9 protein-coding genes are annotated in these 13,704 nt (G+C 71.9%); all 9 read left to right on the plus strand.

Annotated elements, in window-relative coordinates; genetic code table 11:
• The first annotated feature begins 263 nt into the window (after positions 1 to 263).
• The 9 genes from F7Q99_RS18610 (at position 264) to F7Q99_RS18650 (ending at position 13,637) form a co-directional block, all read left to right on the plus strand.
• Positions 264 to 4,946 (plus strand): HAMP domain-containing protein, encoded by a 4,683-nt coding sequence (locus F7Q99_RS18610; RefSeq protein ID WP_456114934.1) that lies wholly within the window; start codon positions 264 to 266, stop codon positions 4,944 to 4,946.
• A 289-nt stretch (positions 4,947 to 5,235) separates the two neighbouring features.
• On the plus strand, positions 5,236 to 5,871 hold the full coding sequence (locus tag F7Q99_RS18615) for a response regulator (protein ID WP_153462907.1): 636 nt from the start codon (positions 5,236 to 5,238) through the stop codon (positions 5,869 to 5,871).
• A 146-nt stretch (positions 5,872 to 6,017) separates the two neighbouring features.
• The gene (locus tag F7Q99_RS18620) at positions 6,018 to 8,729 is read left to right on the plus strand and encodes a DNA translocase FtsK (RefSeq protein WP_153462909.1); all 2,712 of its coding nucleotides are present in this window, start codon (positions 6,018 to 6,020) and stop codon (positions 8,727 to 8,729) included.
• A gap of 261 nt (positions 8,730 to 8,990) precedes the next feature.
• On the plus strand, positions 8,991 to 9,848 hold the full coding sequence (locus F7Q99_RS18625) for a helix-turn-helix domain-containing protein (protein WP_326846839.1): 858 nt from the start codon (positions 8,991 to 8,993) through the stop codon (positions 9,846 to 9,848).
• A 107-nt stretch (positions 9,849 to 9,955) separates the two neighbouring features.
• Positions 9,956 to 11,464, plus strand: coding sequence for a 30S ribosomal protein S12 methylthiotransferase RimO (gene rimO / locus F7Q99_RS18630; protein WP_153462911.1), 1,509 nt, complete (start codon positions 9,956 to 9,958; stop codon positions 11,462 to 11,464).
• On the plus strand, positions 11,461 to 12,099 hold the full coding sequence (pgsA, locus tag F7Q99_RS18635; protein WP_153462913.1) for a CDP-diacylglycerol--glycerol-3-phosphate 3-phosphatidyltransferase: 639 nt from the start codon (positions 11,461 to 11,463) through the stop codon (positions 12,097 to 12,099). Before rimO ends, pgsA begins: the two co-directional genes overlap by 4 nt.
• Before the next feature lie 14 nt (positions 12,100 to 12,113).
• Complete coding sequence (locus F7Q99_RS18640; RefSeq protein ID WP_326846840.1) at positions 12,114 to 12,608, plus strand: CinA family protein; 495 nt, start codon at positions 12,114 to 12,116, stop codon at positions 12,606 to 12,608.
• A 303-nt stretch (positions 12,609 to 12,911) separates the two neighbouring features.
• Positions 12,912 to 13,280, plus strand: coding sequence for a helix-turn-helix domain-containing protein (locus tag F7Q99_RS18645; protein ID WP_030290911.1), 369 nt, complete (start codon positions 12,912 to 12,914; stop codon positions 13,278 to 13,280).
• A 54-nt stretch (positions 13,281 to 13,334) separates the two neighbouring features.
• Positions 13,335 to 13,637: a hypothetical protein gene (locus F7Q99_RS18650; RefSeq protein ID WP_326846841.1), complete on the plus strand. Its 303-nt coding sequence runs from the start codon at positions 13,335 to 13,337 to the stop codon at positions 13,635 to 13,637.
• The last annotated feature ends 67 nt before the right edge of the window (positions 13,638 to 13,704 follow it).

Consider the following 13,704-nt stretch of genomic DNA (forward strand, 5'->3'; position numbering starts at 1 on the left):
GGGCGCCGAAACAGGCACCTGAGGGTGATTCTGCCCACCTGTTTCGGGAGAGGCGGTAACAACCCTGTGCAACCGGCCGTATACCCGACGCCAGTGCTGCCAGACTGGGGGGTCCGCGACGGTCGGTCGGAGCAGTACGGTCGATGCGGGTACCGGGCGCCGCGAGGGGCGGCCGGTGTGCAGCCCAGCCGGGCCGGTGCCCGGGTCCGGGCCCACCGGGGCACGGACGGTCACCGGACAGTTCACGATGTGGGAGGGGCCCGTTGAGTTCGGCCACCAAGGACGCAACACCCGGTACGACGCCGCCCGCTCAGCGCGGCGGGCGCTCCGGGGCCGCGCCGCGGAGCGCGGCCGGCCGGCGAGCGAACCACGGCCGGGGCGCGGAGCCGGCCGAACTGCGCAAGCTGCTGTCGGCGTTGACGGCGATGCGCGACGGCAACTTCCGGCGCCGGCTGACGCTTCCGGGCGACGGGCCGCTGGCGGAGATCGCCGCGGTGTTCAACGAGGTCGCCGAGCGCAACCAGCACCTGACGGGTGAACTGGCCCGGGTCCGGCGGGCGGTGGGCCGCGAAGGGCGGCTGAACGAGCGGCTGGAGACCGGCGCGGGCGAGGGCGCCTGGATGGCGGCGGTCGACAACTGCAATGCGCTGATCGACGATCTGGCCCGCCCGATGGCCGAGGTCGGGCGAGTGCTCACCTCGATCGCCGAGGGCGACCTGGACCAGAAGATGGAGCTGCGTTCGCTGCACAGCAACGGGGTGAGCCACCCGCTGCGCGGTGAGTACCTGAAGATCGGGCGGACCGTCAACGGACTGGTGGACCAGCTCTCGGAGTTCACCGACGAGGTGACCCGGGTGGCCCGTGAGGTGGGCACCGAGGGCAAGCTGGGCGGCCAGGCCAAGGTCCGCAGCGTGTCGGGGAGTTGGAAGGACCTCGCGGACTCGGTCAACACCATGGCCGGGCGGCTCACCGCGCAGGTGCGCAACATCGCCCAGGTGACCACCGCCGTGGCGAAGGGCGACCTCTCCCGCAAGGTCACCGTCGAGGTGGCCGGCGAGATGCTGGAGTTGAAGAACACCGTCAACACGATGGTGGACCAGCTCAACGGCTTCGCCGCGCAGGTCACCGGGGTGGCCAGGGACGTCGGCACCGAGGGCCGCCTGGGCGGTCAGGCGCAGGTGCCGGGCGTGGCCGGGGTCTGGCGGGACCTGACCGACTCGGTGAACTTCATGGCCGACAACCTGACCGGCCAGGTCCGCAACATCGCCCAGGTGACCACCGCGGTCGCGCGCGGGGACCTCTCGCAGAAGATCGAGGTGGACGCGCGCGGCGAGATGCTGGAGCTGAAGAACACCATCAACACGATGGTGGACCAGCTGTCCGGCTTCGCCGAGCAGGTGACCAGAGTGGCCCGGCAGGTGGGCACCGAGGGACGGCTCGGCGGTCAGGCGCAGGTGCCCGGCGCGGCCGGGGTGTGGCGCGACCTGACCGACAACGTCAACTTCATGGCGAACAACCTCACCGATCAGGTGCGGAACATCGCCCAGGTGACGACCGCGGTCGCCAAGGGCGACCTGTCGCAGAAGATCCAGGTGGACGCGCGCGGGGAGATCCTGGAGCTGAAGAACACCATCAACACGATGGTGGACCAGCTCTCCTCCTTCGCGGACGAGGTGACCAGGGTCGCCCGGGACGTCGGCACCGAGGGCATCCTCGGCGGCCAGGCGAGCGTGCCGGGGGTGTCCGGCACCTGGAAGGACCTGACCAACTCCGTCAACCTGATGGCCAACAACCTGACCAGCCAGGTCCGCAACATCGCCGAGGTGACGACCGCGGTCGCGCGCGGCGACGTCTCGAAGAAGATCACCGTCGACGCCCGGGGCGAGATCCTGGAGCTGGTGACCACCGTCAACACCATGGTCGATCAGCTGTCGGCGTTCGCCGACGAGGTCACCCGGGTCGCCCGCGAGGTGGGCACCGAGGGCATCCTGGGCGGTCAGGCCCGGGTGCGCGGGGTGTCGGGCATCTGGAAGGACCTGACCGACAACGTCAACTTCATGGCGTCCAACCTGACCGGCCAAGTGCGCAACATCGCCGAGGTCGCCAGCGCGGTGGCCCGCGGCGACCTCTCCAAGAAGATCACCATCGAGGCGCAGGGCGAGGTCGCGGCGCTCGCCGGCACCCTCAACACCATGGTCGACCAGCTCTCCTCCTTCGCCGTGGAGGTGACCCGGGTCGCCCGCGAGGTCGGCACCGACGGCACGCTGGGCGGCCAGGCGAGCGTGCCCGGCGTGGCCGGCATCTGGAAGGACCTGACCGACAACGTCAACCTGATGGCCAACAACCTCACCGGCCAGGTGCGCAACATCGCGCTGGTGATCACGGCGGTGGCCCGCGGAGACCTCTCGCAGAAGATCGACGTGGACGCGCGCGGCGAGATCCTCCAGCTCAAGACCAGCATCAACACCATGGTCGACCAGCTGTCCGCCTTCGCCGACGAGGTCACCCGGGTCGCCCGCGAGGTGGGCACCGACGGACGCCTCGGCGGCCAGGCCCGCGTGCCCGGCGTGGACGGCACCTGGCAGGACCTCACCGAGTCGGTGAACGAGCTGGCCAACAACCTGACCCGGCAGGTGCGCGCGATCGCCCAGGTCGCCACCGCGGTGACCAGGGGCGACCTGAGCCTGCGGATCGACGTGGACGCCGCGGGGGAGCTCGACGAGCTCAAGGACAACATCAACCAGATGATCGCCAACCTGCGCGAGACCACCCGCACCAACCAGGAGCAGGACTGGCTCAAGACCAACCTGGCCCGGATCTCCGGCCTGCTCCAGGGCCGCCGGGACCTGGAGGCCGTCGCCTCGCTGATCATGACCGAGCTGACCCCGGTGGTCTCCGCCCAGCACGGCGCGTTCTTCCTCGCCCAGCCGGCCGGCCGCACCGCCGAGCTGATCACCGAGGACGACGACGAGAACGACACCGTGCTGCGCCTGATCGGCAGTTACGGCTACCAGCGGCGCGCCATGCCGACCACCTTCCGGCCCGGCGAGTCGCTGATCGGCCAGGCCGCGGTCGAGAAGCGGGCGATCATCCTCAAGGAGGCGCCGCCCGGGTACCTCAAGATCGCCTCGGGCCTCGGCGAGGCCTCGCCCGCCCACATCGTGGTGCTGCCGGTGCTGTTCGAGGGCCGGCTGCTCGGCGTCATCGAGCTGGCCACCTTCAGCTCCTTCACCACCGTCGCCCTGGACTTCCTCAACCAGATCGCCGACCTGATCGGCGTGACCGTCAACACCATCAGCGTCAACACCAAGACCGAGGGCCTGCTGCTGGAGTCCCAGCGACTCACCGCCGAACTCTCGATGCGTTCCGCCGAGCTGGAGGCGCGCCAGGAGGAACTGGAGCGCACCAACGAGGAGTTGCAGGAGAAGGCCGAACAACTCGCCCAGCAGAACCGCGACATCGAGATCAAGAACAGCGAGATCGAGGAGGCCCGGCAGGTCCTGGAGGAGCGCGCCGAACAGCTCGCCCTGGCCTCCCGCTACAAGAGCGAGTTCCTCGCCAACATGTCGCACGAGCTGCGCACTCCGCTCAACTCGTTGCTGATCCTGGCCAAGCTGCTCTCCGACAACAACGAGGGCAACCTCTCGCCCAAGCAGGTCGAGTTCGCCGACACCATCCACGGCGCCGGCTCCGACCTGCTCCAGCTGATCAACGACATCCTCGACCTCTCCAAGGTCGAAGCCGGCAAGATGGACGTCCGCCCGGCCCGGATCGCCCTGGTCCAGCTGGTCGACTACGTCGAGGCCACCTTCCAGCCGGTAGCGCTGGACAAGAACCTGGACTTCGCCGTCCGGGTCTCGCCCACCCTGCCGGTCACCCTGCACACCGACGAGCAGCGGCTCCAGCAGGTGCTGCGCAACCTGATCTCCAACGCGGTCAAGTTCACCGACGCGGGCGCCGTCGACTTCTCGATCCGCCCCGCCGGCCCGGAGACGCCGCAGCACGTGCGCGAGCAGCTGCTGGAGACCGGCTCGATCACGGACCCGGACGACCGGCTGATCGCCTTCTCGGTCTCCGACACCGGCATCGGCATCCCCGGCAACAAGCTGCGGGAGATCTTCGAGGCGTTCAAGCAGGCCGACGGCACCACCAGCCGCAAGTACGGCGGCACCGGCCTCGGCCTGTCCATCAGCCGGGAGATCGCCCGGCTGCTCGGCGGCGAGATCCACGCCGAGAGCGAGCTGGGCAAGGGCTCGACCTTCACCCTCTACCTGCCGCTGCACGCCGAGGCGCCGGACGCCGCTTCCGCCGAGCGCCCCGCCGACCGCCAGGCCGCGCCGACCGCCCAGGCGCTGCGCGCCTCGGTCGGCGTGACCCCGGTGGGCGTGCCCGTCCCGGTCGGCGAGAACCCGGCCGACCACTGGGCGCAGGAGGTCCGCGAACTCGCCGAGGAGCGCCGCCGCGGCGCGGTCGAGCGCCGGCGCGCCGCCGCCCCCGAGCTCCTCGCCGAGGGGCGCCCGGCCGAGCCGATCCCGCTGCGCCCCGGCCGCACCGACACGCGCTTCGACGGCCAGCAGGTGCTGATCGTGGACGACGACGTCCGCAACGTCTTCGCCCTCACCAGCGTCCTGGAACAGCACGGCCTGACCGTCCTGTACGCCGAGAACGGCCGCGAGGGCATCGAGATGCTGGAACAGCACGAGCACGTGGCGCTGGTCCTGATGGACATCATGATGCCGGAGATGGACGGCTACGCGACCACCGAGGCGATCCGCCGGATGCCCCAGTTCGCCGGCCTGCCGATCATCGCGCTGACCGCCAAGGCGATGAAGGGCGACCGCGAGAAGTCCCTGGCGGCGGGCGCCACCGACCACATCACCAAGCCGGTGGAGACCGACCACCTGCTGTCCGTGATGCACGAGTGGCTGAAGACGGATCGCGCCTGAGCGGCGGGCGCGCACCCCGGGCCGGGCTCCGGGGTGCGCGCCGGCCGGCGAGCCGGTCTGCTGGCGGGGAGGCCCGGGAACCCGGTAGGGTCACCGGTCGTTGCGAACAGTGACCGGACGGCAACTCGCTGCTGAGCGTACGCCGGAGCACTGACTGCGCGCCGCTCCGAACCGAGTCCCGACGGAGCGATGTGCCGGGCGAGGGGGTGCGGCTAGCATGACCGGGGTAGCGGTGGGCAGTACGCGAGTGCCTTCACCGGGCAGGCAGGCGACAGGAGGGCGGGCCCCGATGCAGAAGGCGAAGATCCTCCTGGTCGACGACCGGCCGGAGAACCTGCTGGCACTGGAGGCGATCCTGTCGGCCCTCGACCAGACGCTGGTGCGTGCCGCGTCCGGCGAGGAGGCGCTCAAGGCGCTGCTGACCGACGACTTCGCGGTGATCCTGCTGGACGTCCAGATGCCCGGGATGGACGGCTTCGAGACCGCCGCCCACATCAAGCGCCGCGAGCGCACCCGGGACATCCCGATCATCTTCCTCACCGCGATCAACCACGGCCCGCACCACACCTTCCGCGGCTACGCGGCCGGGGCCGTCGACTACATCTCCAAGCCCTTCGACCCGTGGGTGCTGCGCGCCAAGGTCTCCGTCTTCGTCGACCTGTACGTGAAGAACTGCCAGCTGAAGGAGCAGGCCGCGCTGCTGCGGCTCCAGCTGGAGGCGGGCGGCGGCGAGCCGGCGCTAGGCGGGGGGCTGCTCGGCGAGCTGTCCGCCCGGCTGGCGGCGGTCGAGGAGCAGGCCGAGGCGCTGGGCAAGCAACTGGACGGCAGCGCCGACGCCGGGGTGGCCGCCACCGCGGCGCACCTGGAGCGCAAGCTGGCCGGGCTGCGCCGGGCTCTGGAAGCGCTGCGCCCGGGCACCCCGTAGGGACTGCTGCGGGCTCACTCGTCAGGGTGAAATTCCGGGGCGTCCGGGTGAGGCCGGGTCAGCGTGACGGTGTGTCTGCGACACGTCCCGGTACCCCGCCACGGGCGCATGTGCACAGGTGGTCGGCCCCGGTAGGCTGCTGACCCATGGCCACACGCACGCCCGGAAGCGCGGCACGCAACCCGAGCCCGGGACCGTCCAAGAAGGCCGCGGCGAAGGCCCCGGGCAAGCAGCCCGCGAAGAAGGCGCCGGCCAAGAAGGCGGCTCCGGCGAAGAAGGCGGCGGCCAAGCCGGCTCCGCCACCGCCGCCCAGGCCGATACTCTTCCGCGCCGTCCGGGCCGTCTGGATCGGTCTGGCGAACAGCATCGCCGCCGTCTTCCGGAGCTTCGGCGACGGCGCCAAGAACCTCCACCCGGCCCACCGCAAGGACGGTCTGGGTCTGTTGCTGTTCGCGCTCGCCCTGGTCACCGCCGCGGGCACCTGGTTCAGCCCGCAGGGCTGGCTCGGTGAGGCGGCCACCGCCGTCGTGTCCGGGCTGTTCGGGCGGCTCGACGTACTGGTGCCGTTCCTGCTGGGCGGGATGGCGATCCGGCTCTGGCGCCACCCGGAGCTGCCGGAGGCCAACGGCCGGATCGTGATCGGCCTGAGCGCGCTGGTGGTCGGCGTCCTCGGCCTGGTCCACATCGGCTGCGGCGCACCCATGATGGGCAGCGGCGCGACCCGGATAAGGTCGGCCGGCGGCATCATCGGCTGGGCCGTGTCGACCCCGATGATGGCTGCCGCGGGCCCGGCGCTCGCGGTGCCTCTGCTTCTGCTCCTGGCCTTCTTCGGCCTGCTGGTGGTCACCGCCACTCCGGTCAACCGCATCCCCGAGCGGCTGCGGGCGGTCGGCATCCGGCTCGGCGTGGTCGAGCCGGGGCCGGACGACGAGCTGCGCGGGGGGCGTACGCCGGAGCGCGGGCTGTCCACCGAGCCGCCGGAGGACGCCGACCCGACGGCGCTGCCGTTCACCGTGGACGCCGACGACCCGGGCGACGAGATCGCCGCCCGCCGGCGCCGCCGCCGGCGCAAGCAGTCCGCCGGCGAGCAGTCCGCTGCCGCGCACGACGCGGCCGAGGACCGGCCGGAGGCCGTCCGGGTCTCCCTGGACAAGGAGCCGGTCGACCCGTACGCCACCCGCGACCTCGCCGCCGGTGCCGCCGCCGACCTGGACGGCGCGCTGGTCTACGGCGTGCCCGCCTCCTCCGCGGTGGCGAACATGATGCACCAGGTGCAGGACCGCACCGCCCCGCCGGAGGAGCCCGCCGTCCCGGCGGCCCGCAGCGGCGGACCGGGCGCGCCCGAGGAGCACGGCCCGGCCCCGGTGCGGATGGAACAGCTCCAGCTCGCCGGCGACATCACCTACGCGCTGCCCCCGCTCGACCTGCTGGAGCGCGGCGGCCCGGCCAAGGCCCGCAGCGCCCTCAACGACGAGGTGGTGGCCCAGCTCACCGGCACCTTCGCCGAGTTCAAGGTGGACGCCAGGGTCACCGGCTTCACCCGGGGCCCGACGGTCACCCGCTACGAGGTCGAGCTCGGCCCGGCCGTCAAGGTGGAGCGGATCACCGCGCTCGCCAAGAACATCGCGTACGCGGTGGCCAGCCCGGACGTACGGATCATCAGCCCGATCCCGGGCAAGTCCGCGGTCGGCATCGAGATCCCCAACCGGGACCGCGAGATGGTCAACCTCGGCGACCTGCTGCGCTCGCGCACGGCCGCCGAGGACACGCACCCGATGGTCGTCGGCATGGGCAAGGACGTCGAGGGCCACACCGTGATGGCCAACCTCGCCAAGATGCCGCACATCCTGGTGGCCGGCGCGACCGGCGCGGGCAAGTCGTCCTGCATCAACTGCCTGATCACCTCGGTGCTCGCCCGGGCCACCCCGGACGAGGTCCGGATGGTGCTGGTCGACCCCAAGCGGGTCGAGCTGACCGCGTACGAGGGCATCCCGCACCTGATCACGCCGATCATCACCAATCCCAAGAAGGCCGCCGAGGCCCTCCAGTGGGTGGTGCGCGAGATGGACATGCGCTACGACGACCTCGCGGCGTTCGGCTTCCGGCACGTGGACGACTTCAACGCGGCGGTGCGGGCCGGCAGGATCACCCCGCCGCTCGGCAGCGAACGCGAGCTGACCCCGTACCCGTACCTGCTGGTGATCGTCGACGAGCTGGCCGACCTCATGATGGTCGCGCCGCGGGACGTCGAGGACTCGGTGGTCCGGATCACCCAGCTGGCCCGCGCGGCCGGCATCCACCTGGTGCTGGCCACCCAGCGGCCGTCGGTGGACGTGGTCACCGGTCTGATCAAGGCCAACGTGCCGTCCCGGCTGGCCTTCGCGACCTCCGCGATGGCCGACTCCCGGGTCATCCTGGACCAGCCCGGCGCGGAGAAGCTGATCGGCAAGGGCGACGCGCTCTTCCTGCCGATGGGCGCCAGCAAGCCGATCCGCATGCAGGGCGCGTTCGTCACCGAGGCGGAGATCGCCGCGGTGGTGCAGCACTGCAAGGACCAGCTGGCCGCCGTCTACCGGGACGACGTGATGGCCGGGGGCGGGCCGAAGAAGGAGATCGACGAGGAGATCGGCGACGACCTCGACCTGCTGATCCAGGCCGCCGAGCTGGTGGTCTCCACCCAGTTCGGCTCGACCTCGATGCTCCAGCGCAAGCTCCGGGTCGGCTTCGCCAAGGCGGGCCGGCTGATGGACCTGATGGAGTCGCGCGGGATCGTCGGCCCCAGCGAGGGCTCCAAGGCACGCGACGTCCTGGTGAAGCCGGACGAGCTGGACGGTGTGCTGATCGCCCTGCGGGGCTGACGACCCGTGCCCCGAACGAGGTGTCACTCGTTTGGAGGAGGGTAGGCGCCAAGCGGGGAACCGGCCGTCCGTACACCGCGTCACAGGCCGGAAAGCGGGCTGTCTGCTGCTCCTGCGCGACCCCGTTGACGACCGGTCAGCGGGGGCCGGCCCCGGCCGGGGCGGGTGCGCGCATTCGGGCCTGCTCCGGTTGAGAAACGATCCGCCAACGCCCCTAGACTGTTCCCCAGCAGGTGGCCATCCGCTCGAAAGGCGTGCCCCGTGACCATCGGCAAGTCCCCCGACCGCGAGAACGCGCCGTCGCCCGCCCAGCCGGGCGACGCGGTGCAGGCGGCCGATGCCCCGAGCATCGGCCGGGTGCTGTCCACCGCCCGGATCGACGCCGGGCTCACGGTGGACCAGGTGAGTACGGCGACCCGTGTCCGGGTGCCGATCGTGCATGCCATCGAGGAGGACGACTTCGGCCGCTGCGGCGGCGACTTCTACGCCCGCGGCCACATCCGCTCGATCGCCCGTGCGGTCGGCGCGGACGGCGAGGCGCTGGTCGCCCGGTACGACGCCGCGCACGGCGGCTCGCCGGCCTCCAAGCGGCCGACCCAGCTGATCGACAGCGGCCCGATCAAGGTGCCCGGTCGCGGCCGGCCGAACTGGGCCGCCGCCATGGTCGCCGCGATCGTCGCGGTGGTCGCCCTGATCGGCTTCAACCTGGTCAGCGGCAAGGGCGGCCACAGCACGACCGGCTCCGCCAGCGCCCCGCTGCCCAGCGGCTCCGGCACCGGCTCGCTCGCCGTCGCGCCCTCGCCCTCCGTGCAGCCGCCGGCCCCCGCGCCGAGCGCCGCCGCGATCGCCGCCGTCCCGGCCGACAAGGTCACCGTGAAGCTGGTCGCCGAGGGCACCAGCTGGGTCTCGGCGATGGACGGCAACGGCAAGTCGCTGTTCCAGAACAACATCAGCGACGGCCAGGACCAGACCTTCACCGACCCCAAGCAGATCAAGCTGGTGCTCGGAAACGGCGGGGCCGTGCACGCGTACGTCAACGGCAAGGACCTCGGCCTCCTCGGCAAGGACGGCCAGGTGGTGCACGTCACGTACACCCCCGGCGACCCGCAGGCGGGCTGACCACAGCGGTGGTGCAACGGGTCCGGCGGCCCGGCGGAGGTCCACCGGGCCGGGCGCGCGGCCTCCGGGGCGAACGGCATCGGGAGCCGCGCGTTAATCTTGGGCCTATGCCTGAACGCCGCACTGTCGCCCTTGTCACGCTCGGATGCGCCCGCAACGAGGTGGACTCCGAGGAACTCGCCGGGCGACTGGAAGCCGACGGCTGGTTGCTCGTCGACGACGCCGCCGAAGCCGACGTCGCCGTCGTCAACACCTGCGGCTTCGTCGAGGCCGCCAAGAAGGACTCCGTGGACGCCCTGCTTGAGGCCAACGACCTCAAGGGACATGGGCGCACCCAGGCCGTCGTCGCGGTCGGCTGCATGGCCGAGCGGTACGGCAAGGAGCTCGCCGACGCGCTGCCCGAGGCGGACGGCGTGCTCGGCTTCGACGACTACGCGGACATCTCCGACCGCCTGCAGACCATCCTCTCCGGCGGCCACCACGCCCCGCACATCCCGCGTGACCGCCGCAAGCTGCTACCGATCAGCCCGGCCGAGCGGCAGTCCGCCGCCGAGGCCGTCGCGCTGCCCGGCCACGGCGCCGCCGAGACCCCCGCCGAGCCGATCGTCGACCTGCCCGAGGGCGTCGCGCCCGCCTCCGGCCCGCGCACGCTGCGCAAGCGGCTGGACGACAGCCCGGTCGCCTCGGTCAAGCTCGCCTCCGGCTGCGACCGGCGGTGTTCCTTCTGCGCCATCCCGGCGTTCCGCGGCTCGTTCATCTCCCGCCGCCCCTCCGACGTGCTGCAGGAGGCCCGCTGGCTGGCCGAGCAGGGCGTCCGTGAGGTCGTGCTGGTCAGCGAGAACAACACCTCGTACGGCAAGGACCTCGGCGACATCCGGCTGCTGGAGACGCTGCTCGGCGAGATCTCCGCTATCGACGGCATCGAGCGGCTCCGGGTCTCCTACCTCCAGCCGGCCGAGATGCGCCCCGGCCTGATCGACGCGATGACCGGCACCACCGACGTCGTGCCCTACTTCGACCTGTCCTTCCAGCACTCGGCGCCCGCCGTGCTGCGCCGGATGCGCCGCTTCGGCTCCACCGACCAGTTCCTGGAACTGCTGAAGACCATCCGCGACAAGGCCCCGCAGGCCGGCGCCCGGTCCAACTTCATCGTCGGCTTCCCCGGCGAGACCGAGGAGGACTTCGCCGAGCTGGAGCGCTTCGTCACGCACGCCGGGCTGGACGCGATCGGCGTCTTCGGCTACTCGGACGAGGACGGCACCGAGGCCGCGACCTACGACGGCAAGCTGCCCGAGGACGTCGTCGCCGACCGGCTGGACCGGCTCAGCCGGCTCGCCGAGGAGATGACCGCCCAGCGCGCCGAGCAGCGGATCGGCACCGAGGTCGAGGTGCTGATCGAGTCCGTCGAGGACGACGTGGTCGAGGGCCGGGCCGCCCACCAGGCGCCGGAGACGGACGGCCTGACCACCCTCACCGGCGTCGAGAACCCCGAGATCGGGCAGTTCTACCGGGCCCGGGTGGTGGCCAGCGAGGGCGTCGACCTGATCGCCGAGGCGCTGGAGCAGGTGCGACTGTCCGGTGCTTCGCGGACCGAGGCTCCGGGAGCCGGGGAATGACCAAGGGGCCCAGCGCCCCGGCCGCGGCCCACCCGGACAGACCGGCCGCCGCGGTTCCGCCGGCGCCGGGTGTCTGGAACATCGCCAACCTGCTCACCATGCTCCGGCTGCTGCTGGTGCCGGTCTTCGTGGCGCTGCTGTTCGCGGGCGGCGGGCACGACCCCAAGTGGCGCTCGGTGGCCTGGGCCTCCTTCGCCATCGCGATGATCACCGACCTGTTCGACGGCGAGCTGGCCCGGCGCAAGGGCCTGGTCACCGACTTCGGCAAGATCGCCGACCCTATCGCCGACAAGGCGATCATGGGCTCGGCACTGATCGGCCTCTCGGTGCTGGGGGACCTGCCCTGGTGGGTCACCGTGGTGATCCTCTCCCGCGAACTCGGCATCACCCTGATGCGCTTCTGGGTGATCCGCTACGGCGTCATCCCCGCCAGCCGGGGCGGCAAGCTCAAGACCCTGACCCAGGGCATCGCGGTCGGCATGTACGTGCTGGAGCTGACCGGCTGGCTCGCCACCGCGCGCGCCGTGCTGATGGGCCTGGCGGTCCTGCTGACCGTCGGCACCGCGCTGGACTACGTCGGCCAGGCGCTGCGCCTGCGCCGCGAGGGGATGGACGCGGAGCGCGCGGGCCGGTGAACGAGGGGGGCGGGGTGACCGACTACGAACTGGCGGTACGGGCACACGCCGCGCTGCGTTGGGAAGGCAGCACGGTGGCCGTCGCCGAGTCGCTGACCGGCGGGCTGCTGGCGGCGGCGCTGGTGGACGTCCCCGGGGCGTCCGCGACCTTCCGGGGCTCGGTGACGGCGTACGCGACCGAGCTGAAGGCCTCGGTGCTCGGGGTGGACGAGGGACTGCTGGCCGTCCACGGGCCGGTGCACCCGGTGGTGGCCGGGCAGATGGCCGAGGGCGTGCGACGGCTGCTGGGGGCCACGTACGGGCTCGCGACGACCGGGGTGGCCGGGCCGGAGCCGCAGGACGGGCAGTCGGTGGGCACCGTACACCTCGCGGTCGCCGGTCCGTGGGGAACTCTGGTCACTTCGCCCCGACTGTCCGGGGAGCGTGCCACAATCCGTCACGGGGCCGTGACCGCCGCTCTGGAGCTGCTCGTCGGCCGACTTCCGGCGCGTTGGAACGATCGCCCGTAAGGATCTCCGCCGGACCGAGATCTGCCGAAATGGCGCGCGGGCACGGCACGGCTGGAGGATCGTGTTACATCCAAGGACCTGGTTGGGCAGAAACCAGGTGGCGAACGAGTTGCGTGACGGTGGCCGGGTGGCCCGCGACGGGTACCACGAGGGGCCCGCGGACCCGGGTACGACACCGGAACGAGGAGGGGGACAGCCTTGCAGCCCAGAGTGAACACGACCAGGGTCCCCGCACGCGAAGCGGGCAAGGCGGTACGGTGGGGGCGTGACATCTCGATCCGCAGTCCGAGGAGGGAGGCACCGATGATCCTGCTCCGTCGCCTACTGGGCGATGTACTGCGTCGGCAGCGCCAGCGCCAGGGCCGCACACTCCGCGAGGTGTCGGCGGCCGCCAGGGTTTCGCTCGGGTACCTCTCCGAGGTCGAGCGGGGACAGAAGGAGGCCTCTTCCGAGCTGCTCTCCGCCATCTGCGACGCACTCGACGTCCGGATGTCCGAGGTCATGCGCGAGGTCAGCGACGAACTGTCGCTCGCCGAACTTGCGGCGATGGCCACCCTCTCGGAAGGTGATCTGCTGAGGCCGGTGCTCGAACCGGTACCGCTGCCCGCCCCCGGCGCCGACCGGGCGAACATGTCGCCCAAGGCCGCCGCGATGGACGTGGTCGCCGCCTGATCCGGCCTCGACTCCCGGGCTCCTGGTTCCCGGGGCGAGCGAAGGAGGGCGGTCGTGCGGAAAGTCGCGACGGCGCGCACGGTGGCCCGAATACGGCTTCGGCTGCGGCGCCTGGTGCCGTGGCCGGCCTGCTGGGTCCTGGTGGCCCTGTCGGCCGGGCTCGCCTGGTGGCTCCTGGCGGTTCGCGGGCAGCCGGCCGACGGCGCGGTGCTCGGACTGCTCGCGGCCGGCGGCTGGGGACTCGGTCTCATTCCGGTGCACGCCGACCGCAGTGCGACCGGACCGGCCCGCCGCCGGGCCGGTGAGGCCGCGGGCCGGGCGGAGGCGCAGCCGCCGCCGATCGGTGAACAGACGTGAACGAAGGCCGTGGGGACGGCGACTCGGGTTCTGGTGACCGCCCCCACGGCCTTCGGCGTCTCCGCGG

The organism is Streptomyces kaniharaensis (genome assembly GCF_009569385.1).
Taxonomy (GTDB): Bacteria; Actinomycetota; Actinomycetes; order Streptomycetales; family Streptomycetaceae; genus Kitasatospora; species Kitasatospora kaniharaensis.